Origin of the sequence: Mycobacterium sp., assembly GCF_035633495.1 — a bacterium.
Lineage (GTDB): Bacteria > Actinomycetota > Actinomycetes > Mycobacteriales > Mycobacteriaceae > Mycobacterium.
The window spans coordinates 1-22,116 of sequence record NZ_DASQEU010000053.1; the positions used below are offsets into that span (position 1 = coordinate 1).

The 22,116-nt window shown below is 66.9% G+C and carries 22 protein-coding genes and 2 pseudogenes; 10 read left to right on the forward strand and 14 right to left on the reverse strand.

The window, feature by feature from the left end; genetic code table 11:
* Positions 1–348: 348 nt before the first annotated feature.
* From VET27_RS07945 to mgtA, 6 genes and pseudogenes are all read left to right on the forward strand, one after another.
* The gene (locus tag VET27_RS07945; protein ID WP_526516806.1) at positions 349–1,218 is read left to right on the forward strand and encodes a slipin family protein; all 870 of its coding nucleotides are present in this window, start codon (positions 349–351) and stop codon (positions 1,216–1,218) included.
* Entirely contained in the window at positions 1,215–1,448 is a 234-nt protein-coding gene (locus VET27_RS07950; RefSeq protein ID WP_526516808.1) for a hypothetical protein, read from the forward strand. The genes VET27_RS07945 and VET27_RS07950 overlap by 4 nt, the downstream gene beginning before the upstream one ends.
* 23 nt (positions 1,449–1,471) lie before the next feature.
* A pseudogene (locus VET27_RS07955) lies at positions 1,472–1,597 on the forward strand (phosphoketolase family protein); the annotation flags it as partial.
* A gap of 256 nt (positions 1,598–1,853) precedes the next feature.
* Positions 1,854–3,095, forward strand: a pseudogene (locus tag VET27_RS07960) (fatty acid desaturase family protein); the annotation flags it as partial.
* A gap of 401 nt (positions 3,096–3,496) precedes the next feature.
* The gene (locus tag VET27_RS07965; protein WP_526516810.1) at positions 3,497–4,135 is read left to right on the forward strand and encodes a DUF5994 family protein; all 639 of its coding nucleotides are present in this window, start codon (positions 3,497–3,499) and stop codon (positions 4,133–4,135) included.
* A 15-nt stretch (positions 4,136–4,150) separates the two neighbouring features.
* Entirely contained in the window at positions 4,151–6,808 is a 2,658-nt protein-coding gene (mgtA, locus tag VET27_RS07970) for a magnesium-translocating P-type ATPase (RefSeq protein ID WP_526516812.1), read from the forward strand.
* 43 nt (positions 6,809–6,851) lie between these two features.
* On the opposite strand, the gene VET27_RS07975 is transcribed toward mgtA, so the two are convergent.
* The 14 genes from VET27_RS07975 to VET27_RS08040 all read right to left on the reverse strand — a co-directional run bounded on the left by VET27_RS07975 (position 6,852) and on the right by VET27_RS08040 (position 16,259).
* Positions 6,852–7,697: a universal stress protein gene (locus VET27_RS07975; RefSeq protein WP_526516814.1), complete on the reverse strand. Its 846-nt coding sequence runs from the start codon at positions 7,695–7,697 to the stop codon at positions 6,852–6,854.
* Positions 7,698–7,742: 45 nt separating this feature from the next.
* Entirely contained in the window at positions 7,743–8,234 is a 492-nt protein-coding gene (locus VET27_RS07980; protein WP_526516816.1) for an STAS domain-containing protein, read from the reverse strand.
* On the reverse strand, positions 8,231–8,842 hold the full coding sequence (gene amaP, locus VET27_RS07985) for an alkaline shock response membrane anchor protein AmaP (RefSeq protein WP_526516818.1): 612 nt from the start codon (positions 8,840–8,842) through the stop codon (positions 8,231–8,233). Before amaP ends, VET27_RS07980 begins: the two co-directional genes overlap by 4 nt.
* Positions 8,842–9,372, reverse strand: a complete 531-nt coding sequence (locus VET27_RS07990) for a DUF6286 domain-containing protein (protein ID WP_526516820.1) — start codon at positions 9,370–9,372, stop codon at positions 8,842–8,844. The genes amaP and VET27_RS07990 overlap by 1 nt, the downstream gene beginning before the upstream one ends.
* Before the next feature lie 18 nt (positions 9,373–9,390).
* Positions 9,391–9,807 carry an Asp23/Gls24 family envelope stress response protein gene (locus VET27_RS07995; RefSeq protein ID WP_526516822.1) on the reverse strand — a complete coding sequence of 139 codons (417 nt, stop codon included), beginning with the start codon at positions 9,805–9,807 and terminating at the stop codon, positions 9,391–9,393.
* Positions 9,807–9,986, reverse strand: coding sequence for a hypothetical protein (locus VET27_RS08000; protein ID WP_526516824.1), 180 nt, complete (start codon positions 9,984–9,986; stop codon positions 9,807–9,809). Before VET27_RS08000 ends, VET27_RS07995 begins: the two co-directional genes overlap by 1 nt.
* Before the next feature lie 7 nt (positions 9,987–9,993).
* Complete coding sequence (locus VET27_RS08005; RefSeq protein ID WP_526516826.1) at positions 9,994–10,521, reverse strand: hypothetical protein; 528 nt, start codon at positions 10,519–10,521, stop codon at positions 9,994–9,996.
* 1 nt (position 10,522) lies between these two features.
* On the reverse strand, positions 10,523–10,996 hold the full coding sequence (locus tag VET27_RS08010) for an Asp23/Gls24 family envelope stress response protein (protein ID WP_526516828.1): 474 nt from the start codon (positions 10,994–10,996) through the stop codon (positions 10,523–10,525).
* 285 nt (positions 10,997–11,281) lie between these two features.
* On the reverse strand, positions 11,282–11,680 hold the full coding sequence (locus tag VET27_RS08015; protein ID WP_526516830.1) for a hypothetical protein: 399 nt from the start codon (positions 11,678–11,680) through the stop codon (positions 11,282–11,284).
* An 81-nt stretch (positions 11,681–11,761) separates the two neighbouring features.
* A complete protein-coding gene (locus tag VET27_RS08020) occupies positions 11,762–12,808 on the reverse strand; it encodes a zinc-dependent alcohol dehydrogenase family protein (RefSeq protein ID WP_526516832.1) in 1,047 nt (348 codons plus the stop codon).
* Positions 12,805–13,128, reverse strand: coding sequence for a hypothetical protein (locus tag VET27_RS08025; protein WP_526516834.1), 324 nt, complete (start codon positions 13,126–13,128; stop codon positions 12,805–12,807). The genes VET27_RS08020 and VET27_RS08025 overlap by 4 nt, the downstream gene beginning before the upstream one ends.
* A 1-nt stretch (position 13,129) precedes the next feature.
* Positions 13,130–14,146, reverse strand: coding sequence for an ornithine carbamoyltransferase (argF, locus tag VET27_RS08030; protein ID WP_526516836.1), 1,017 nt, complete (start codon positions 14,144–14,146; stop codon positions 13,130–13,132).
* Between the two features lie 3 nt (positions 14,147–14,149).
* Positions 14,150–15,400, reverse strand: coding sequence for an arginine deiminase (locus tag VET27_RS08035; RefSeq protein ID WP_526516838.1), 1,251 nt, complete (start codon positions 15,398–15,400; stop codon positions 14,150–14,152).
* 187 nt (positions 15,401–15,587) lie between these two features.
* The gene (locus tag VET27_RS08040) at positions 15,588–16,259 is read right to left on the reverse strand and encodes a VIT1/CCC1 transporter family protein (protein WP_526516877.1); all 672 of its coding nucleotides are present in this window, start codon (positions 16,257–16,259) and stop codon (positions 15,588–15,590) included.
* 343 nt (positions 16,260–16,602) lie between these two features.
* Between VET27_RS08040 and VET27_RS08045 the strand changes: the two genes are divergently transcribed.
* The 4 genes from VET27_RS08045 (at position 16,603) to VET27_RS08060 (ending at position 21,717) form a co-directional block, all read left to right on the forward strand.
* A complete protein-coding gene (locus VET27_RS08045; protein WP_526516840.1) occupies positions 16,603–19,419 on the forward strand; it encodes a cation-translocating P-type ATPase in 2,817 nt (938 codons plus the stop codon).
* Positions 19,420–19,513: 94 nt separating this feature from the next.
* A complete protein-coding gene (locus VET27_RS08050) occupies positions 19,514–19,663 on the forward strand; it encodes a hypothetical protein (RefSeq protein WP_526516842.1) in 150 nt (49 codons plus the stop codon).
* A 59-nt stretch (positions 19,664–19,722) separates the two neighbouring features.
* Positions 19,723–20,394 (forward strand): DUF6629 family protein, encoded by a 672-nt coding sequence (locus VET27_RS08055; RefSeq protein WP_526516844.1) that lies wholly within the window; start codon positions 19,723–19,725, stop codon positions 20,392–20,394.
* Positions 20,395–20,457: 63 nt separating this feature from the next.
* Positions 20,458–21,717, forward strand: a complete 1,260-nt coding sequence (locus VET27_RS08060; protein WP_526516846.1) for an IS701 family transposase — start codon at positions 20,458–20,460, stop codon at positions 21,715–21,717.
* Positions 21,718–22,116: the final 399 nt, after the last annotated feature.

Genomic DNA, 22,116 nt, shown 5'->3' on the forward strand with positions numbered 1-22,116 from the left:
GGCGTGCAGCGGTCACCGAAGCGTTCGGCTACGGGCGGTTGCCCTGCGAGAGCAGCGGCAGGCGGCCGCCCTCATCCGGACTGGTTGAGATCCTCAACATCGGTGACGCTACACCTCCCGCGGACACGGCCCGTGCTCAACGAACCGGTGTAACGTCGAGGTTGTTGAGAATCTCAACTGGTTGGGGACGAGTTCAGCTGTCAGCCGCGGAACTCGAGGAGCATCGGCTCCGAGTCCCGACGTGCCGGTGATCGTCTCGCACATCGGGATCACCATGAATGTTCCACAACGGTTCTCAACTCGATCGTCTCCCCCGCAGCGGCTCGGCACACCGGCGGGCGTACGGCCATGAGAGCGCTGACCGTCGTCGTCTTCGTCCTCGTCATGCTGGTCTTACTGACCTTCGCGATGTCGGTCCGCATCGTCAAACAGTATGAGAACGGCGTGTTGTTCCGGCTGGGGCGCGTGATCGGGGAACGCCAACCAGGTCTACGCCTCATCATCCCGTTCGCCGATGTGCTGCACAGGATTTCGCTGCGCATCGTGACGATGCCGATCCAGTCCCAAGGCATCATCACCCGCGACAACGTCAGTGTCGACGTCTCCGCGGTCGCCTACTTCAAGGTTGTCGACGCGGTGAAGTCGGTCGTCGCCATCGAAAACGTACACGCGGCGATCGACCAGATCGCCCAAACCACGCTGCGCAAGGTCGTCGGCCAGCACACCCTGGACGAGACGTTGTCAGAGACCGACAAGATCAACCTCGACATCCAGGACATCCTCGACGTCACCACCATCGAATGGGGTGTGCAGGTCACCTTGGTCGAGCTCAAGGACATCCAGCTGCCCGACAGCATGAAACGGGCGATGGCACGCCAAGCGGAGGCCGAAAGGGAGAAGCGCGCGAAGATCATCAACGCCGAAGGCGAGTCGCTCGCCGCGGCGGCGCTCGGTGATGCCTCGGACACCATGATGGCCCACCCCCTGGCGCTGCAGTTGCGGAACCTGCAGACCCTCGTCGAACTCGGCGTCGACAAGAACACGACCGTCGTGTTCCCGGCTCCGTTGATGTCGACCATCGCCGAACTGGGCGCATTCCTGGCTCGCGAGGGCGCCGCCGCCACTGCGCCTGAGCCACACTCGCAGCCACCGATCCCCATCCCGGAACACGCTGCCGTCGTAGCCAATGGCGCTCCGGCGACGGCGAGCCGGCCGTGATCGCCGCACTGATGCTCGTGACCTTGACCGGGTGGAGCTATTGGCTGATGCGCCGCGCGGTGCGCGGCCCTCAGGTGAATCCGGCGTTGGAGGCAGCCCCGAGCGTGCCCCACCCGGCGGCGGCCGCCGGACTCGAAGACGACCCCGTGCACTGGCCGCCGACACGTGGCGCCTGGACCGCACTCGATGAACGCCAGCTCATCAGGCTGCTGACGGACTCGGCTTCGTGACACGAACGAGCAACCGTCACCCCATGGCGGGCAACCGCACGCTGGAACCGGAATTGCTCCATAGGATGGACGCGTACTGGCGCGCAGCGAATTATCTGTCCGTAGGCCAGCTCCACCTCTACGACAATCCGCTCCTGAAGAGGCCGTTGGCGCTCACCGACAACGCGCGAGCTGGACGCCGACGACAACGGAGTGCTCGCGATCGATGTATGAATCCTGCCCCACCTGCAACATACGGTTCGCCGGGCTCGCCGATAGCGCAGCGAAAAAACATGCCTTCCAGCGCGATCCGTGTCATGCGCGGCCGCCGAGGCTGCCGGGCCGGCAACGACGGGGCGCCGCACCACGTCATCGAGGTAGCGCCGCAGCGGTCGACGAAGCGCTGCCTGGCGCCACCGAGGACCCATGGCAATCACTGACGTTGCGGCGTTCGTTCACCTGACAAGCGCCGACATCGAGAGCCTGGCCGTCGAGCTGGATGCGGTGCGTCGAGACTTCGAAGACAAGCGGGGCGAGAGCGACGCCTGCTACATCCGCCGTGCCATCGCCGCCCAACGCGCACTCGAGGTGGCAGGCCGGTTGATGCTGGCTGCCAGCTCACGCCGATCGGCATGGTGGGCCGGCACGGTGACTCTGGGTGTGGCCAAGATCGTCGAGAACATGGAGATCGCCCACAACGTCATGCACGGCCAGTGGGACTGGATGAACGATCCCGAGATCCACTCCGCCACGTGGGAATGGGACATGACCAGCGCCTCCAAGCACTGGCGGTACACCCACAACGTCCGGCACCACAAATACACCAACATACTCGGCGTGGACACCGACGTGGGCTACAGCATTCTGCGCGTCACCCGCGACCAGCCCTGGAAGCCCTACAACCTCGGCAACCTGCTGTTCAATACCGTTCTCGCGCTGGGGTTCGAGTGGGGAATCGGCCTGCAGCCCTTGGAGTTCGACACGATCTTGCGGGGCCGCGAAGCCCGCGCCGTCGCCCTCGCGCAGATACGCGAGTTCGGGATCAAGACGGGTCGGCAGGTTGTCAAGGACTACCTCGCGTTCCCGGCGTTGACCTCGCTGTCACCGGCAGCGACGTATTCCTCGACGCTGACCGCCAACATCCTGGCCAACGTGCTTCGCAACGTCTGGGCCAACGCGGTCATCTTCTGCGGCCACTTCCCCGACGGAGCGGAGAAGTTCACCGAAACCGAGATGGTGGGTGAGACGCCGGGGCAGTGGTATCTGCGGCAGATGCTGGGCAGCGCCAACTTCGACGCCGGCCCCGCGCTGCGGTTCATGAGTGGCAACCTGTGCTTCCAGATCGAACACCATCTCTACCCCGATCTGCCGAGCAACCGGCTTCGGGAGATTGCGGTGCGCGTGAGGGCAGTGTGCGACAAGTACGACCTGCCCTACACCACGGCGCCGTTCCTGCTCCAATACGGCAAGGCGTGGCGGACGATCGCCAAGCTGTCGCTGCCCAACATGTATCTGCGCGACACCGCCGACGACGCCCCCGAGACCCGCAGCGAGTTGATGTTCACCGACCTCGAGAACGGGTTCGCCCGGACCGACCCGGCGACCGGGCACCGCCGCGGCCTCAAGACGGCGATCGCGACAGTTCGACTGCACACCAACACTTCTCGTCATACCACACGTCGATCAGGCCGTCGGCGCGTGTCAATCAGGCGCGGTGACACACGTGGTCTGGCTCGTGCGATCTCGACGATCAGCCGCTACGCCGCCACCGATATCCACGCTCGCAGCAGGCCACGTCCCACTCGCCGCGAAATATGCCCGGGGCGGACCCATCTCCCGGCCGACCAGATACTGGCACAGAATATTGCGCCAGTGACCGGGGCAGCGAGCGCGCTGGGTCGACCCTCTGGCGGCTCCAGCGCGTGGTGTTCATCGCATCCCCCCGCTGCGGTCATGTCGCCCAAGTAGTGTACGGGTAAACGTCGGTATTCGGTTCGAGCGTCGTCATACATATGACGGTCGCCAAGCGCGGTTCGCTCAAAACCCGCCGACCAGAAGGGAATCATCTGATGACAGCCGATCCGAGAGTCAGTTTAGGGGACGTCGCCGCCGGAAACGAGCCGCGGCTGGCGCTCAAGCCCAGCCCGGCGGCCTCGCCCTATCTGGACGGAGCCTGGTGGCCACGATCAACCCAGTTGACTGCCGAGCTTCCGTCCCTGATCGACGCGTTGTCCGACCGTTTGGGTGCGGTCAAGATGGTGGGCTACCACCTCAGCGCCTGGAAGCCGGCGCCGCCGCAGATGCAGATCGCCGACGCAACAGTCGAATTGCAGGGCTTCTCGTGCGACCAACCGGCCACCGTCATCCTGATCGGTGGCGACGGTCGCCGCATCTGCTTCCTGGTCATCCCACCCGACGCCACCGAACAGGTGGCGCGAGGCGAGATGGACGCGGCGTCGAAGAACGCCGGCGACGGGAAGCCGCCGAGCAGCGAGGCAGATCATGCTGCGGCGAACTCGGTGACCGAGGTGGCAGCCCAGTTGGATAGCCATGAGGGGCGCGGCGACAGCGCACGCACCGCCGAGATCGCGCAGTGGTGCCAGGAGGCCGCCGAGCAGTTCGTGAATGCACCGGTGCAGGCCTTCGTACCGATCCTGGTGCACCACATGGTCCGTAACCAAATGAGCTCACCCCACCCCGCGAGCTGACAGCTGTGGCGCGCGTTGAACACCCCCACTCCTGCGGTCGCCGCCGGACCGCACCCGCTCACTCCGGCGCCGCTGACCGCAGGACGGGTCGCCTCGGCTCCGCTCGACGAGGTGCTGCAGTGGCTGGATAGCTCAACCGAGGGACTCACGGACGCGGAGGCAGCAGTCCGGTTGCAGCGTCACGGCAAAAATGCCCTTCGCACCCATCGGGTCAGCGCGATCGCGGTGTTGGGTCGCCAGTTGCGCAGTGCCGTGCTGCTGCTGCTGGCGGGCACCGCCGTCGTCTCGTTCTTCCTGGGCGACAACACGCAGGCGGTCATCATCGGCGTCATCCTGGCGGCCAGCGTCGGCCTGGGTTTCTTCAACGAGTATCGCGCGGAACGGGCCTCGGCCGCACTCCATGCGAGCTTGCGCCACAGCGCGGTGGTAAGGCGCGAAGGGAATTTCGCCAAGGTCGATGTCATCGACCTGGTGCCCGGCGACGTGGTCCAGCTGGCACTGGGTGAGACCGTGCCCGCCGACATCCGGCTCATCGACGTCGACAGCCTGGAGTGTAACGAGGGCATCCTGTCGGGTGAGTCGACCGCCTCGGAGAAGTCGACTCAACCGGTGAAAGCCGATGCGGGCCTGACCGATTCCACCGACCTGGCATTCATGGGCACCATCGTCAGCGCCGGCGACGGGGTGGGGGTGGTGTATGCGACGGGTGTGGACACCCAGTTCGGCGGCATCGCCGCCGGCCTCGGCGAGCGTCAGCCGGAGACCGAATTCCAGGCCGGCCTGCGCCGATTCTCCTACCTGCTGCTGTGGGTGGCGATGACGCTGACGACGCTGATCCTGGTCACCAACCTGATGCTGCGCCGGCCGGTCATCGATTCGGTGTTGTTCGCCTTGGCGATCGCGGTGGGGATCACGCCGCAGCTGTTGCCCGCCGTGGTCAGTTCCAGCCTGGCGACCGGGTCGCGGCGGCTGGCCAAGCTCAAGGTGCTCGTCAAACGCCTGGTATGCATCGAGGATCTCGGCGACATCGACGTGCTGGTCACCGACAAGACCGGCACCCTGACCGAGGGCCGCATCACCCTGGTCGGTGCCGTCGACCCTGCCGGCACGACCGCGGAATCGGTACTGCGGTCCGGCTTGCTGGCCACCGGTGTCGATGCGGCCTCCGGCGCCGTCAGCGCGAACCCGATGGATGCCGCGCTGTGGGAGTCCTCCGACGCCGGGCGTCTGACGGCGGGCACGATTCGCCGGATCGCCACGCTGCCCTTCGACCACACCCGCAGGGCCATGTCCTGCGTGGTCGACGACGGTGGCACCCGCCTCTTGGTGGTCAAGGGCGCACCCGAGCAGGTACTGGCCAAGTGCGATGCGGTCCCGCCGATCGCGCAGCAGACGCTGGCTGCGCTGTTCGCCGACGGCAGGCGCGTCGTCGCGGTCGCCAGCACGCCGGCGCCCGGGCTGACCACCATCACCGCCGAGGACGAGGCGGGTCTGCGGCTCGACGGCTTCCTGATCTTCGCCGACGAGCCGAAGACGGCGGCCCGAGACTCCCTGTCGCAGTTGGCTACCCTGGGCATCGAGGTCAAGGTGGCCACTGGAGACAATCCGCAGGTCGCCGAAAAGGTCTGTGCTGAATTGGGTTTGACGTCCAAGGGCACCATCACCGGCTCCGAGATGGATCCGCTCGACGACGCAGCCTTCGACGCCGCAGCGCAGAACCACACCATCTTCGCGCGCATCTCACCCGAACAGAAGGCGCGGCTGATCGTCTCACTGCGTCGCACCGGCCGTTCGGTCGGATTCCTCGGCGACGGCGTCAACGACGCGCTGGCCCTGCACGCGGCCGACGTCGGCATCTCGGTCGACACCGCCACCGACGTCGCCAAGGACGCCGCCGACGTCGTGCTGCTCGAAAAGGACCTCGGCGTGCTCGCGGCCGGGGTGGCCGAGGGCCGGCGCATCTTCGCCAACACCATCAAGTACGTGCTGATGGGCACCTCGAGCAACTTCGGCAACATGTTCAGTGCCGCAGCGGCCTCGGCCGTGCTCTCGTTCCTGCCGATGCTGCCCGGCCAGATCCTGTTGAACAACCTGCTCTACGACGGCTCCCAGCTCGCGATTCCCACCGACAACGTCGACGCGGAGCAGTTGCACGCGCCGTCGCACTGGAACATCGCATTCATCCGCCGCTTCATGCTGACGTTCGGTCCGATCAGCTCGCTGTTCGACTTCATGACCTTCGGGTTGATGCTGGGGGTGCTCCACGCCGGCCCGGTGGAGTTCCGCACCGGCTGGTTCGTGGAATCGCTTGCCACTCAGACTCTCATCATCTTCGCCATCCGCACCCGTCGCGTGCCGTTCTTCCGCAGCAGGCCCGGCGGCGTGATCACCATGACGACCTTCGCGGTGATCGCCGTCGGCATCGCGCTCACCCTGTCGCCGCTGGCTCGGACTCTGGGTTTCACCGCGCTGCCGTGGCAGTTCTTCGGCGCGCTCATCCTGTTCACCATCGCCTACCTGATCCTCGTCGAGGTCACCAAGAAGATGTTCTACGCCGACCCGATCCACCTGCCCGGACATCTGAGCCGGAAGCGGGGCCGCGAGCACCGAATCCAGCGCCGGGCCGCCCGTTTCAGCCACGGTGGCACGGTCACCCATGCGGGCGGCGGGTAGCCGCGGTCGGTGTCGTGCCCGTCCTTGGTTCCCCGGTGTGCAGTCAGCGCACGACGAGCACCGAGCAGGACGTCTTGCGAAATTTCGAGCGGCCCATCGGTCCGATGAGTTCGGCCGCCAGACCTGGGGCGCTCTTGCCGACGACGACCAGCCGATCGATGTCCGCGTGCTGCAACAACGCCTTACGCACATTTTCGGGCATCGGCCGCGCGCTCATCCTGGGTACTGCATCTCCGCGTTCTGAGGCTTCGAGGTGGCGGTCGAGCATGGCGCGAAGGTCATCGTCATCATGCTCATGCCGGCCTTCGTCTTGTCCCGCCGGCCACGGGGTCATCACCAGCACGGGGGTGTTGCGCAATCTCGCCTCGTCGATGGCGGTCTGCAGCACGGCCAACGAGGCTGGTGACTCGTCCAGCACGGCGACGATCCGGCCGTCGTCGGCTTGCGCTTCAGGAGCGCAGCGGTGCCGGATGATGGCCGCTGAACACATCGCGGTTTCGGCTACCCTCGTCGCCGTTGCCCCCCGGTGCCGTCCGGAGTGCTCGTGGCGTCCCCTTGATCCGAGGCAGATCAGTGGAGCGTGGCGGGATGCCTCAACCATTTCGGCCACCGGGTCGCCCCGCAGAATCTCCATCTCGATCTTCACTGGTTTCCCCGTGGCTTCGACAGCGCGCCAGGCGGTGTGCGCAGCACGGGAGGCGGCGGCATACCCGCGGTCGTGTCGCGAGGCGTCCGCGCTGCCGTGTGCAGCCGCGTCGATGACGTGCACCAGTCGCAGCGGGATGTCGCGATGCACTGCTTCGTCGACGGCCCAAAGTGCGGCGCGGATAGCACTTTTGGAGCCGTCGATACCGACGATGATCGATGGCGATTGAATCGAACGATCCACGAGGGCACTCCCGTTGGGCTGATTCGGCGGACTGCGGCTTACCTGTTACTGCGACGCCAACGATGTCGGGAGCGGCGGCTTCCTAAAGGTATTGGACGGACGGAGTGGCACTGATTCCGTTGGGTCTGTTGCCTCGTCCAGCGAGATGGCGCTCGGGGCGGGGGCGCGATCGAGCAGCGCGTCGAGTCCCACTACCCGGAGCAACCGCCGCGTCGACTCCGGCACGGAGTCCAGCTGCAGTGACCCCCCTGATGCGCCGGCTGCGTCGTGGAGGTGCACGAAGAGCAGCAGGCCCGCAACGCCGAGGAACTCCAGGCCCGAGAGGTCCAGCGTGAGGTGCAATCCTTGACCGGCTAGCGGACATAGCCACTGGGTAAGGTCGGGTGTGGTGAAGAGGTCGAGGTCGCCCTCGATGGGAACGAACAGTCTCTCGTCGGGGCTTGCGACAGCCCCTGCCGTCAGATCGACTTCAGGAATCGTTGTGCCACAGTCATTTCCGACTTGGGCTGCCGCGTAGGGCGGCGTTGATGCGGTCATCGATGAGCTCCGGTTCCTGAGTTGTGCAACGGTTCGGTCAGTCGGCGGCCGGCTGACGCGGTGACGGTGAGGTCGAGGATGACCGGCAGGTCCGGGTTCTCGAGGGCTTGCCGGGCGTGGGCGACGGCGGAAGTTTCGATGTGGCGACGCGTCCTGGACGCGTCGGCATCCTGATCGAGAACGGCCGTGATGACGAGACGTGGGACCTCGTCCTGACCGATCAGTCGTGCCCGCGCCGAGTGCACCCCTGGATAGCCTTCGATCTCCTGCGCCACGGCCTCTGTGAGCGCGGCGGGGACCACGGTGGTGCGTCCGGCGGACCGGTCCCCGGTGAGCTGGATTTCGGCCGCTCGGTCGGTGGAGAACACCAGCACCGACAGCCAACGCAGCGCGAGCAGTGCTACCACCCCTGCGGCCGCGGCGATGACCGGCCACAGCCACACGCCGTGGCGGCCGACGTAGAGGCCGACCGGATTGGCGAACAGGGGGGCGTGTTCGGCGGAGACACCGAACGCACCAAACCCGTTGAGTGCGCCGACGAGTCCGATGGAGACGAGCAGGACGGCGAACACGATGAGGAGGGCGCGGTTGGTCCGGTCGGCGTGCATCAGCGGCTCCGGGTGCCGACCCGCACCGACAGTGGCGGCGGCGAGCACAGTTCCAGCGCGTCCAGCCGGTGCCGGGCGGCGTCGGCTACGGGTCCGCTCAGTGACTGCGCGGTCTCGGGCTGACGTCCCACGGCCGTAGCGGCAACGGTGATGTTTCGTCGGGTCACCTTGACGGTGGCGTCGGCGATGCCATCGACGTCGGTGACGGCGCAGCGGATGGCCGCTTCGATGCCGTGACGGGTGAAGGCCGCATCGGTGAGTTCACCTGAGACCGGATATCGCCGGGGCGCGTCGCGTCGTAACTCGGCCAGCAGCAGGACGATGCCCAGGATGGCGATCAGGACCGAACCGGCCCGGACGCTACCCTGGGTCCAGTTGGTGTGCTCGGCCCAGTCGTAGATCCGATGCCATTGAACGACAACGGGTCTACCGATGAGACGGTCGGCGGCGACCTCGACGACCACCAGCACACCCGCGGCGGCGATCGCGACTCCGAGAAGGGCGCCGAGTGGCCGGTTGATCAAACGCACGAGGCCGTCCTCTCAGTTCTAGTGGACCCGCGGCTGCGGTGCGACGTCGGTGACCAGATCGGCCACCTCGATGGTGACTTCAGCCACGCGCAGTCCGGTGAGTACGACGATCCGTTCGAGCACTCGTCGCCGGACGGCGCGCGTGACGGCTGGAATCGAGGACGGCCATCGCACGCTGATGGACAACTCGACGACGACCACGCCGCCATCGACCCGCGCGGAGGCCCTCGGCAAGTCGGCAAGTGTCGTCGAGCGTCCCCCAAGCAGGTGGGCTGCGGTCAACGACTTCCCGACGAGGCGGGGGGCGGCCGCGCCAACGTCGGGGACCTCCCATGCGGCGCGGGCGGCGATCTTGGCGACCACGGAATCGTGAATGGTGATGGTGCCCAGCGCATTGCGGTCCACCGATGGCGCAGGAGGGGCCTTGGTTGCCATCAGCGGTCGCGCCGCGTCGAGGCGAATCGACTGAGGTCGACGTCCCCGTCGAGGACCTTGGCTACCACGAAGCCGATGGCGCCGCACAGGGCGACGACAAGCATCTGGCCGAAGCTACCGAACGCAAGTGCCAGCCCGAGGCTCAACCCGATGACGATGCCCAAGGTGGTGCGAGTCATCATTGTCTCAACGTCTTTCGGCTGTGGTGATGCCACGGGAGACGGTGGACGAGACGCCGCGCCAGGCGAGATACGGGGCCGCGCCCGCCGAGGTGAGCATCGACCACGATCGATCCGAGCTCCAGTGGCTCACCGGTTCGGTTGGGCCGAGCGAGCTGGTGCTCGGCGCCATCGGTGCGGCGGGCCGCGGGTCGGACGCGGACAAGGCAGGTTGTCGCGTGGCGATGTCTCGCGCGGTGGGGTCCGAGACCGCGGCGACGACGATGTCGACGGCGCGCCCACCGACGAAGGGGGCTACGGCCCTGCGGACTTGCACGCCCAACTCGCCGACGGGTACGTCCCACACCACGCGAACCTGAATGCTGACCCGGTACTGCTCGATTCGGATCCCCGCGAGCTGCCGACCCGGGAGGTAGGTCGCGATGCTGCCGAGTGCGCCACGGTCCAGATCGTCCACGGCCGGGCAGGATCGGACGGCGGCCGCGAGGGCATCGACGTCGATGCCCTCGACCAGTGCGATGCCTGGACCGCTCACGTCACGCCAGGGAGGGGGGAACGGGAGGCGGCGTGGCCGTCTCGGTGTGCTCCTCGGGCAGATGGACGTCGTCGACGCTGATGTTCACCTCGACGACCTCCAAGCCCGTCATCCGCTCGACGGCCTGCTTCACGTTGCGCTGGATGCTCTTACCGAGATCGGCGATGCTCACCCCGTACTCCACGACGATCTCGAGGTCGATCGCGGCTTGTGTTTCGCCGACCTGTACGCCTACGCCCTGGGAGACGTTCGGAGCTCCCAGTGCGCCCGGCATGGCCTCACGGATCGCGCCGAAGGTGCGTCCGGTAGTGCCGCCCATCGCGTGTACGCCATTGATCTCGCGGCACGCGATGCCGGCGATCTTCTGCACCACGGTCTCGGCGATGGTGATCTTGCCGCCGTCGTTCTTGCGTTGATCGGAGGCCGCTGCGTTGCCGTTCGCGGTCGGTGTTGGGGCCGTCTCTAGCTGTGCCATCGGAACTGAACTCCTTCTGCGCTGTGAAGTAGGTGAGATACGGACCAGTCAGCCTTGATCGGCGATTGGTCGGAGGAAATACGTGGAGTCTTCACATGGTCGCCCCGTCTCGGGTCGACATCGGTGTGCGGCGCGAGCTGACGCTCATCGAGTCGGGCGGCGGACGGCCAAACTCATTCCGAACTGTCTGAAGGACTCAGCGCCTCGACGCTACGCTGCTTCATCTTCCGCCGCTAGGTTTGAGAGTGAACAGCCCTGGGCGCTAAGCCATCTTGTGCCCACCGGCTAAGTTGCCGTGAGGATTTCCGGCAAAGGCGGCGGCGTGGACGCCGAAAGGTAGCTCAGCAGGAGCTGATCGTGCCCGGCGCAGTAGAAGTCCACCGAGACTTGGACGATCCTGACTGCCTGTGACGACGTCCACCCATCGCCGGCCACTGCGGTGACCACCGTGGAGACCCCGTCCAGCGTGGGGACGCCGTCAATGGCGGAGCACACGAATTTCGGCCCGTACTCGACGATGTACTCGGCCATCGCCTGAGTCGTCGGGTCGTTCGTGTCTGCCTCTGCGCTGGGTGAAATCGTCACTGCTGCAACGACTCCAGCGCAGCCCGCCGCCAACGCTCCGAGTACGACCGCTCGCGACAGCGACTTCCTGCTCGTGGCGTGATCGGCGGCGGCGTTCATCCCGCCATCGCACCAGGTACGCGCCACGAGCAGTAGGGCCCGAAGTCCTTCACGGTATGGACCGACGAGGTGCGGTCGCACCTATGTCGACGCGGTGAGGAAGACCTTGAGTGCACCCGTTTCGGCGGCTCGGCCGAACACGTCGTAGGCCTCCTCGAACTCGTCGAGGTTGAAGCGATGGGTGATCATCGGTGAGGTGTCGAGCTGTTGGCTGGCCACCAGTCCGATCAGCGTCGGCGTCGACGACGTGTCGACCAGACCCGTGGTGATCGTCAAATCCTTGATCCAGATGTCCTCGAGATGCAGCGTGGCCGGGGCACCGTGTACCCCGATGTTGGCGACGTGCCCACCCGGGCGGACCAGCTTCACTGCCTGCTCGAAGGACTCCGGCAGCCCGACGGCCTCCATGGTCACGTCGGCTCCCAAGCCGCCGGTGAGTTCACCGATCACGGTCGCGGGATCGTCACGGCTGCTGTTGATCACGATGTCGGCCCCGAACTTGCGGGCGGCCTCGAGTCGCGAGTCGGCGATGTCGATCGCCACGACGTGACTCGGGCTGTAGAGCCTGGACGTCATGATCGCGGCGAGCCCGATGGGGCCTGCGCCGATGATGGCGACGACGTCGGCGGGACGAACCCTGCCGTTGAGCACGCCCACCTCGTACGCGGTGGGCAGGATGTCGGCGAGAACGATCATCTGCTCGTCGGTGACGCCGTCGGGAATCTTGTGCGTCGAGTTGTCGGCGAACGGCACCCGGACGTACTCGGCCTGCGTGCCGTCGATGAGGTGGCCCAGAACCCAGCCACCGCCGTTGAGGCACTGCCCGTAGATGCCCTCGCGGCAGTATCGACAACTGCCGCAGGACGTGATGCACGACACCAGAACCCGGTCACCAACCGCGAGTCGTGCTACCCCCGAACCGATCTCGGTCACCGTGCCGACGGCTTCATGGCCGAGGATGCGGCCAGGAGTGACCTCCGGCACGTCACCCTTGAGGATGTGCAGATCGCTGCCGCAGATGGTGACCGCGTCGACTCGGACGATGGCGTCCGAGGGTTGTTGGATGGTGGCGTCGGGCACGTCTTCCCAGGAGCGCTCCCCTGGTCCGTGATAAACCAATGCCTTCATGTTGCTGATCCCTTCGTAGTAGTCGACTTACGCGGTAAGACGATGTCTGCCGCCCCTGGTGACGGCGGTCCCTGCGTCTCGGCGACCAGATCGTCCAACGGATAGGAGTGGGTCAAGTCCCGGTCGTTTGCGCTCTCCGGTGCGAGCATGCCGACCTGCGGGGCGTTGCCGTTGCCGTTGCAGACCAGCAGATCGTGGTCCTTGGCCAGCGGAGCGAGCACGTGCGCGGCTGCGTGAACGTGCGACAGCTGGATTCCCGCGTCCGGCTTCTCCCCGCGCTGCAGCAGAGCGTTACCGCCCAGCGCCACTACGATCCGCACGTCAGCCGCCGGCGAAGGCGTTGACCAGGACGGCCTTGATGGTGTGCAGCCGATTCTCGGCCTGGTCGAAAACCAGCGACTGGGGCGACTCGAAGACGTCGTTGGTGACTTCGGCCCCCTCCAGCCCGAATCGGGAGTACAGGCGTGCCCCGAGTTCGGTGTCGGTGTTGTGCAGCGACGGCAGGCAGTGCATGAACTGGGTGTCCTGCCTGCCCGTCGACTTCATCAGCGCCTCGGTGACGCGGAAGGGCAGCAGTTCGGGAACCCTTGTCTCCCAGTCCTCGTCGGACTCGCCCATGCTGACCCACACGTCGGTGTAGACGAAGTTCACGCCCTCCACCGCGCGGTCGACCTCGTCGGTGACGAGGATGCGGGCGCCACTTTCGGTCGCCAGGTAGTGCGCGGCGAGGATGACGTCCTCGGGTGGCCACAGCTCCTGCGGTGCGGCGATACGGACGTCCATGCCCAGCAGTGCACCGGTGACCAGTAGTGAGCGGGCGACGTTGTTGCGGCCGTCGCCCAGGAAACAGTAGGAGATCTCCTCCAGTGGCCCGTCGTGGTGTTCGGTCATCGTCAGAACGTCGGCCAGCATCTGGGTGGGATGCCATTCGGTGGTGAGGCCGTTCCAGACGGGAATGTTTGCGTTGTCGGCCAACTGCTCGACGCTGGACTGGGCGAAGCCACGGAACTCGATGCCGTCGAACATGCGGCCCAGAACCCTGGCGGTGTCGGCGATGGATTCGCTGCTGCCGATGTGCGAGCCGCTGGGACCGCGGTAGGTGACGTGGGCGCCCTGTTCGTAGGCGGCCACCTCGAACGCGCACAGGGTGCGGGTGGAGGCCTTCTCGAAGATGAGTGCGATGTTCTTGCCGACAAGCGTCGGTGTCTCGGTCCCTTGCGCCTTGGCGCGCTTGAGGTCTCGCGCCAGATCTAGCAGCGCCAAGAAGGTGCCCTTGTCCAGGTCGAGTTCCTTGAGCAGGGAGCCCGGGTGTCGCCTCGACGTCAGCGATGTCGTCACAGTTCAGATCCCGTCGCGTTGAATGGGGCAGGTCATGCAGCGGGAGCCGCCTCGGGCCCGGCCAAGTTCACTGCCGGGGATGGGCAGCACCTTGACGCCGTGTTGTTCGAGCATGCGATTGGTGACGGTGTTGCGTTCGTAGCCGATGACCAAGCGGGGGGCGACGGCCAGGAAGTTGTTGGCGTCGTCCCATTGCTCGCGTTCGGCGGCGCGGGCGTCCTCGTCGGCGGACAGCACGATCACCTCGTCGACGCCGAGCGCATCGGCGATGGTGGCGAACAGGTCGTCGCGCTCTTCGACGTGCAGTCCACCGGTGTCGCGCTCGGCGACCTCTTCGGGGTCGACGGGGGTGATGACCCACGTGCGCAGGTGGGCCGGATCGAGGTCGGGATACCGGACGAACATGGCCGTGTCGATCATGGTGAGCACCGTGTCGAGGTGCATGAACGCGCGAGACTTGGGCAGCTGGACGGCGATGACCTTGGTGGCGGCGTTGTGCCGGAACAGTTCTCGGGCCAGGATCTCCACCCCCGTCGGGGTGGTGCGCTCCCCCATGCCGACCAGGACGGCGCCGCGGCCGAGGACGTGGATGTCGCCGCCCTCCAGCGTGGCGGGCTGATGGTCGACGTCGTCGTCGCCGTAGAAGATGGGGAAGGCAGTCGCCGAGAACATCGGGTGGTAGTGGTAGACGGCGCGGGTGTGGATCGACTCACGTTGCCTGGCGGCCTTCGCCATCGGGTTGATCGACACGCCGCCGTACACCCAGGCGGAGTTGTCACGCTGGAACAGCGTGTTCGGCACGGGGGCGAGCACGAAGTCGTCGAGGGCCAGGCTCTGCCACAGCAGGCTTCGGGCGTGCAGCGGCGAGAGATCTGACTTGGTGATGCCGCCGATCAGCAGGTCGGCGAGGGTCGTGGTGTCGACGTCCTCGGCGAGCGCACGCACGGAGGCGGTCAGGGTCGGGCCCAGTCGGTGAACGTTGCAGACACGCTCCAGCACAAACGCTTTCGCCGCAGGCACGTCGAGGGTCTGGGCGAACAGCTCGGCGAAGTGGTGCACGGTGACGCCCTGATCCCGAAGCGTCTGGGTGAAGGTGTCGTGCTCCTCGCGGGCCCTGTCCGCCCACAGGACGTCGTCGAACAGCAGCTCGTCGCAGTTGGACGGGGTCAGGCGCGTCAGCTCCAGCCCTGGCCGGTGAACGATGGCTTGGCGCAGTTGACCAACTTCGGACTCGACGCCGAGCATGTGTGTCATCAAGCGAACTCTTCCGAGCATTTTCGCGATCCCAAGGCTGCGGCGAGCGCGCTGTCGGGGGTCGCGGAGTGAGACTCTGGATGCGGTAAGCGAGATACTTACGCGACCGTGGCCACGGGGCGACGTTCACGGTTCCAGACCGGCATGTTCTCTGCGTCTTTCAGTGCACTCCCGTTGGAGCCCAAAGTCAAACGCCCGCGACTCCGAGCGCCTGCCCTATCGCGTAGGTGACGATCATCGCGATCGCTCCGCCGATGGTGACGCGAAGGACGGCACGGGTGGCACTGGCGCCGCCGAGGCGCGCGCTGACGGTGCCGGTGAGAGCCAACGCGATCAACACGGTCACGAAGGTGATGGGGATCCGGACGGCGGGGGGAAGGGCGACGATCGCGATCAGCGGGAGCAACGCTCCGACGGTGAAGGAGACGGCCGACGACAGGGACGCCTGCCACGGGTTGGTGAGGTCGTCGGGGTCGATGCCGAGTTCGGCGTCCACGTGGGCCGCGAAGTCGTCGTGCGCGGTCAGTTCGTCGGCGACCAGTCGGGCGGTGGACGGGGTGAGCCCCTTGCCCTCGTAGATCGCGGTCAGCTCGGCGAGTTCGTCGGCCGGTGCCTCCTCGAGTTCGCGACGCTCCTTGGCGAGCAGGGCCTTCTCGGTGTCGCGCTGGGTGCTGACCGAGACGTACTCGCCGAGTGCCATCGACACCGCACCGGCGACCAGGCCCGCGATGCCCGCCGTCATGATCGGTCCTCGCTCGCTGGTGGCCGCGGCCACGCCGACCACTAGGCCGGCCACGGAGACGATCCCGTCGTTGGCGCCCAGAACACCGGCGCGCAACCAGTTCAGCTTCGAGGCCACGCCCGTGCCGTGTGGCTCGGCGGGATGGGTCGCCGATGTGGGCGACTGACCATCCGTGGCGTCGACGTTGTTGTCCTGACTTGGGCTCACGGTGTCGGAGGGTATTACTTTTCGCGCCGGTCAGCCAGCAATCCAAGGCTTGCCAAAGCCGGGCGGACGCTCTCGGCAGAGCCGTCCGGAGTGTAGCGTCTTGGCTGCTGAGATCGTCAGCGAGTCCGGTATGAGCCAGCTGTCCGCTGCTGGGTTCCAGGAGCAACGGCTCCGTCCCGTGCGCTCCGTCGTTTGTCTCGCCTGGTCGGACCGCAATGCTCACGTCACTCATCCAAACACCCTCGTGCAAAACGTGATTCAGGTCAGCCCCGATAACGCGGCCGAGTCCGATCCCAGTCGACGACTCGACCTGCTGTTTCGGGACCTCCGGTCGTCGGCCAAAGGCATCACCGACCGGGAGGCGGCCCGGCGGCTGACGGTCTACGGGCCCAACGCGCTGGCGCGACGCGGCAAGAAGCAGTGGCCGCGGGACCTGTTGGCCCAGTTCGTGCATCCGCTGGCGCTGCTCCTTGTCGCCGCGGCGGTGCTCGCCGTGGTCAGCGGCAGCCCGGTGCTGGGTGCCGCGATCACGGCGGTGATCCTGCTCAATGCGGTGTTCGCCTTCTTCCAGGAGCAGCACGCCGAACACGCCGTCGAGGCGCTGGCCGCCTACCTGCCCTCGCACGCCGGGGTGCTGCGCGACGGGGTCCGGCGGGAGGTCGACGCCACCGACCTGGTTCGCGGCGACGTCCTGATCGTCGAGGAGGGTGACCGGGTCAGCGCCGACGCGCGCCTCATCACCGGGTCGGTCGAGGTCGACATGTCCTCGCTGACCGGCGAATCGCAGCCCGCCACCCGCACCACGGGGCCATCGGATCCGACCGTCGCGCTGATTCAGTCCGAGAACATGCTGTTCAGCGGCAGCGCCTGCGTGGGCGGTGAGGCGCGTGCGATCGTCACCGCGACGGGCATGCACACCGAGATCGGCCGCATCGCCGCGCTCACCGAACGCGTCCGCAGCGACAGCAGCCCGCTCGAGCAGCAGGTCAAGAAGGTCGCCAAGCTGATCGCCCTGGTTGCCGTCGTGGCGGCGCTGGCATTCCTGCCGCTGGGCCTACTGGCCGGGCTCACGGTGGGCGCTGCCATCAGCTTCGCCATCGGCATGCTGGTGGCCAATGTGCCCGAGGGCCTGCTGCCGTCGATCACGCTGGCCTTGGCAGCCGGTGTGCAGACCCTGGCCCGCCGGGGTGCGGTCGTCAAACGTCTCTCCGCCGTCGAAACGCTGGGCTCCACCACTGTCATCTGCACGGACAAGACGGGCACCCTGACGCAGAACCGAATGCAGGTCACCGGGTTGTGGACGGCCGCCGGCTCAGCCGATTGCAGTGCGAGCGGTCAGCTATCGTGGTCGAGTGGGTCGTCCGGGCCCCCAGCTGCCCTGGCCGCGGCGCTGGCCACCGTCGCGACGCGCTGCTCCACGGCGGACGCGGGGAGTGTCACCGGGGATCCGACGGAGGTGGCGCTGGTCGAATTGACCACGGCCATGGGGCTTTCCGATGATCGCGCGGTACGTCGGGCCCTGTTCCGGTTCGACCCACGGCTGCGTTTGATGAGCACCATCGACGTCGATCAGCAAAGCGGTGGCACCTGGGTCGACACCAAGGGTGCGCCGGAGGCCGTGCTGCCGCTCTGCACCGAGCTCGCGGTCGCGCCGGGCGACAGCCGACCGCTGAACGACGTCGACCGCACCGAGATCGCCTCTGCCATAGACGAATACGAGCAGAAGGGTCTACGGGTGCTGGCCTTCGCCCACCGCCGCCTCGACGACGGCGCGCCCCTGCCCACGGAGCGGGGCGCCGCCGAACAGGCGTTGTGCCTGCTGGGCATCGTCGCCCTGCTCGACCCGCCCCGCCCCGAGGCTGCCGCGGCCATCGCCCGGGCCCATCGGGCGGGAATCAAGGTGCTCGTCGTCACCGGGGACAACGGCACCACCGCCGCCGAGATCGCCCGTCAGGTCGGAATCGGCACGGGTCCTGCCGGATTGCGCACCATCTCGTCGGCCGAGCTCGACGCCATGAGCGACGAACAGCTCGACGGGGTGCTGAACCAGGGCTCGGAGATCGTCTTCGCGCGCAGCTCCCCCGAGGCCAAGCTCCGCATCGCCGACGCCCTGCGCGCGCTCGGCGAAGTGGTCGCGATGACTGGCGACGGGGTCAACGACGCGCCCGCGTTGCGCGCCGCCGACATCGGTGTCGCGATGGGCCGTTCGGGCACGGAGGTCGCGCGTCAGGCTGCGACGATGGTACTGACCGACGACGACTTCGCCACCATCATCGACGCCGTCGAGGAGGGCCGCCGCGTCTACGACAACGTGCGCCGGTTCATCCTCTACATCTTCACCCACGCGGTGCCCGAGGTGGTTCCGTTCCTGCTGTTCGCCGTCGCGGGTGGCGCGGTTCCGCTTCCGCTGACCGTGATGCAGCTGCTGGCCATCGATCTCATCACCGACACCCTGCCCGCGCTGGCGCTGAGCCGCGAACCGGCCGAGCCCGGCCTGATGGACCGGCCGCCGCGGCCCAAGACCGAGGGCATCATTCGTCCGGCGCTGCTGGCGCGGGCGTGGGGCTTCCTCGGTCTCATCTCCGCGGCCCTGGTGCTGGCGGGCTTCTTCGTCGTGCTCGTCCGGGGCGGCTGGACTCCGCACGCCGACACCAGTCCCGGTAGCCCGCTGCACCACGTTTATCAGCAGGCGACGACGGTCGCGTGGCTCGGCATCGTCGCGTGCCAGGTCGGGACGGCGTTCGCGGCGCGGACCGAACGCGCGTCGCTGCGCAGCGTGGGATTCTTCACCAACCGGTTGCTGTTTGGTGCGATCGGCATCGAGTTGGTGCTCGCCGCCGCGCTGGTCTACGTGCCGTTCCTGCATCCCGTATTCGGCACGGCCGCTTTGACTCTCGACCAGGTGTGCCTCGTCCTGCCGTTCCCGTTCCTGGTGTGGGGCGCCGACGAGCTCCGCCGCTGGATCCAACGCCGTCGACATTCCCTGGCGCCTGACTCTCCGCGGCGCCCGCCGCCACCACCGGTTCCCTCCACACCATCGCAGCAATCCGTCGGTAAGGAAGTCCCATAGTCCTCGCCCCCCGGCAACGTTCACCGAACCCGACGTCGTGCCATCGCCGGGACCGCAGTGTTCTCCGGTCTCGGGGCGCTCAACGGGTGGGACAGTGCTCTACTTCGAGGCGTTCGCGTCGTTGTGGTGCGTGTACGCGGCGGCGGCGTCGGTGCTGGTACTCGTGCACATGCTGCGGCGACGGCAGTTGTCGGATCCTCATCGGTTGTGGGGTGAGGCGTCGGTTGCCGTGTCGTTTGCCTGAGGCGTGACCAGGATCGTGGCACCCTTTTCTCGAAGCACGCGGGAGAAGGAGCGGCGGCGATGTGTTTCTCGGTCACGGCTGACCTGGTCGCGGGCGCGGCGCTACTGCCCGTCGCGGCGCTGTCACTGCGCGAGGTCAGGCACTGGCGCGAGGTGCCGTTCGCGTCATTGCCCGCCGTCTTCGCGGCGCATCAGCTGATCGAGGCGCTGGTGTGGGCTCAGCAGGAGGGCGACGTCTCCCCCGGCGTGGGTCATCTCGCGGCGCTGATCTACGTGTTCATCGCGTGGCCGTTGTTGCCCTTGCTGGTGCCGGTGTCGGTGATGCTGCTAGAGCCGCGGGAGGCGCGCCGACGGGTGGCGCCGTTCGTGGCGGTCGGGTCGATCGTGGCGGCGTACCTCGCCTATGTCGTGCTCGCGAGACCTGTCGTGGTGGTCGTGCACCCCCATGCGCTGGAGTACCAGACCGGTGTCGTGCACCCGTTGGTGTGGGCGACGCTGTACATCGCGGCGATCGTCGGTGCGTTGGTGATGTCGAGCCATCGCTTGGTCGTCGTCTTCGGAGTGCTGAACCTGGTGGGCCTCGTCGTCGTCGCGATGGTCTACTTCGAGGCGTTTACGTCGCTGTGGTGTGCGTATGCGGCGGCGGCTTCGGTGGCTGTGTGGTTGCACATGCGGAGCCGACGGCGGTCGCCGGCCGTGGGCATGGCGAGCCCGGCCTACACGAGCAGCTAGTAGTACTTTGTTAGGTCGGTGTGTCGCAATGGTTTTCGGTGTGACCTCTGGGAGAATCGGGGAGTGGATGCAGCCGGTCTCGTACGTGTTGATGAACAGTTGGATTCCTTTGTCGGCGAGGTGTTCTCATCGTTGGCGCGCAAGGATCGGCGAGCGACGGCGGGGCTGTATGTGCGGGGGCTGATGCTTGATGGCCGGCGCAAGTCGATGCAGCCGATGGCGGCGCGACTGCGGGTGGATCACCAGCGGTTGCAGCAGTTCGTGACCAGTTCGCCGTGGGACGTGGAGCCGGTCCGCAAGACGCTGGCCCGCAAGGCGTGCGCCCTGATCGATCCGGATGCGTGGGTGATCGACGACACCGGGTTCCTCAAGGACGGGGACGCCTCGGCGTGCGTGGCCCGCCAATACTCGGGCACCCTGGGCAAGGTCGGCAACTGTCAGGTCGCGGTCAGCGTGCACGCCGCCTCCGATGCGGCCTCCGCGCCGCTGGATTGGCGACTGTACGTACCCGAACGCTGGGACGACCGGTGCACCGCGGACCCCGCCGAGGTGGCTGCGGTCGCGGTCCGCCGTCAGCGCTGCGCGATCCCCGAGGGCGAGCATCACCGGCCGAAGTGGCAGATGGCCCTGGAGATGATCGACGAGTTGATCGGGTGGGGACGCACCCCGCCGGTGGTGGCCGCGGACGCCGGATACGGCGACACCACGGCATTCCGGCAGGGGCTGACCGACCGTGAGATCGGCTACGTCGTTGCCGTCAAGGGCGCCACCAGTGCCCATCGGGGTGACGCGACGCCGCAGACCGTCCCCTACGCCGGCCGTGGACGCCCCCCGACCCCGCGCTACCGCGACCCACACCAGTCCTGCAGAGACCTGGCCGTGGCCGCCGGACGCGCCCTCCTCAAAACGGTGACCTGGCGCCACGGCACCAAGACCGACCCCGACAACCCGGCCGCGGCGATGCGCTCCCGATTCCTGGCCCTGCGGATCCGCCCGGCAAACCGCGACATCATCCCCGCCGACGACGGCAGCCTGCCCCAAGCCTGGCTACTCGCCGAATGGCCCACCGGCGCGCAAGAGCCCACCGACTACTGGATCTCCACCCTCGGCCCCGACACACCCCTCAAGGAGCTCGTGCGCCTGGCCAAGATCCGCTGGCGCATCGAACACGACTACCGGGAACTGAAGACCGCTCTGGGCCTGGACCACTTCGAAGGACGCTCCTGGACCGGCTGGCACCACCACGCCACCCTCGTCTGCGCCGCCCACCTGTTCATCACCACCCTGCGGCTCACCCACCCAAAAGCGAATGGGCAGGGCTGACCCTCTACGGCATCGTGCGCGAACTCCAACGCGCACTTGCTCATTGGATCGGCACCTGCCCGCTATGCCACCACACCTTCCCGACCTAACAAAGTACCACTAGGCGTCACACCGGATCACTCCGGCAGCGAGCTGGGTGTACGCGAGTCTTCCCAGCCAGCTTGGCCACGTCCATCTGCATCAGGGTGACCTCTCGCTGCTCATCGAGCACCAAACGAGCTCAGGCATAAAGGAATTCGTGTGCACCGCCTGTCATTATCGCGGCGTCACATTCCTAGCCGGACACCAGATCCTCACGCGGCCGAACCCCTACCGTCACTACCGCCTGCAGGGCCTTGGTCTGCGACCTCTGGTGATATTCGGTTCAGCTGCCTATTCTGAGATTCTTCGAGATCGAGA

Bases quoted from the DNA above. Each gene is read 5' to 3' on its own strand.
- VET27_RS07945 (WP_526516806.1), top strand. From the start codon at position 349: ATGAGAGCGCTGACCGTCGTCGTCTTCGTCCTCGTCATGCTGGTCTTA.
- VET27_RS07965 (WP_526516810.1), top strand. From the start codon at position 3,497: ATGACAGCCGATCCGAGAGTCAGTTTAGGGGACGTCGCCGCCGGAAAC.
- VET27_RS07980 (WP_526516816.1), bottom strand. From the start codon at position 8,234: ATGACCGCATCAACGCCGCCCTACGCGGCAGCCCAAGTCGGAAATGAC.
- amaP (WP_526516818.1), bottom strand. From the start codon at position 8,842: ATGCACGCCGACCGGACCAACCGCGCCCTCCTCATCGTGTTCGCCGTC.
- VET27_RS07995 (WP_526516822.1), bottom strand. From the start codon at position 9,807: ATGGCAACCAAGGCCCCTCCTGCGCCATCGGTGGACCGCAATGCGCTG.
- VET27_RS08000 (WP_526516824.1), bottom strand. From the start codon at position 9,986: ATGACTCGCACCACCTTGGGCATCGTCATCGGGTTGAGCCTCGGGCTG.
- VET27_RS08010 (WP_526516828.1), bottom strand. From the start codon at position 10,996: ATGGCACAGCTAGAGACGGCCCCAACACCGACCGCGAACGGCAACGCA.
- VET27_RS08015 (WP_526516830.1), bottom strand. From the start codon at position 11,680: ATGAACGCCGCCGCCGATCACGCCACGAGCAGGAAGTCGCTGTCGCGA.
- VET27_RS08020 (WP_526516832.1), bottom strand. From the start codon at position 12,808: ATGAAGGCATTGGTTTATCACGGACCAGGGGAGCGCTCCTGGGAAGAC.
- VET27_RS08035 (WP_526516838.1), bottom strand. From the start codon at position 15,400: ATGACACACATGCTCGGCGTCGAGTCCGAAGTTGGTCAACTGCGCCAA.
- VET27_RS08055 (WP_526516844.1), top strand. From the start codon at position 19,723: ATGTGTTTCTCGGTCACGGCTGACCTGGTCGCGGGCGCGGCGCTACTG.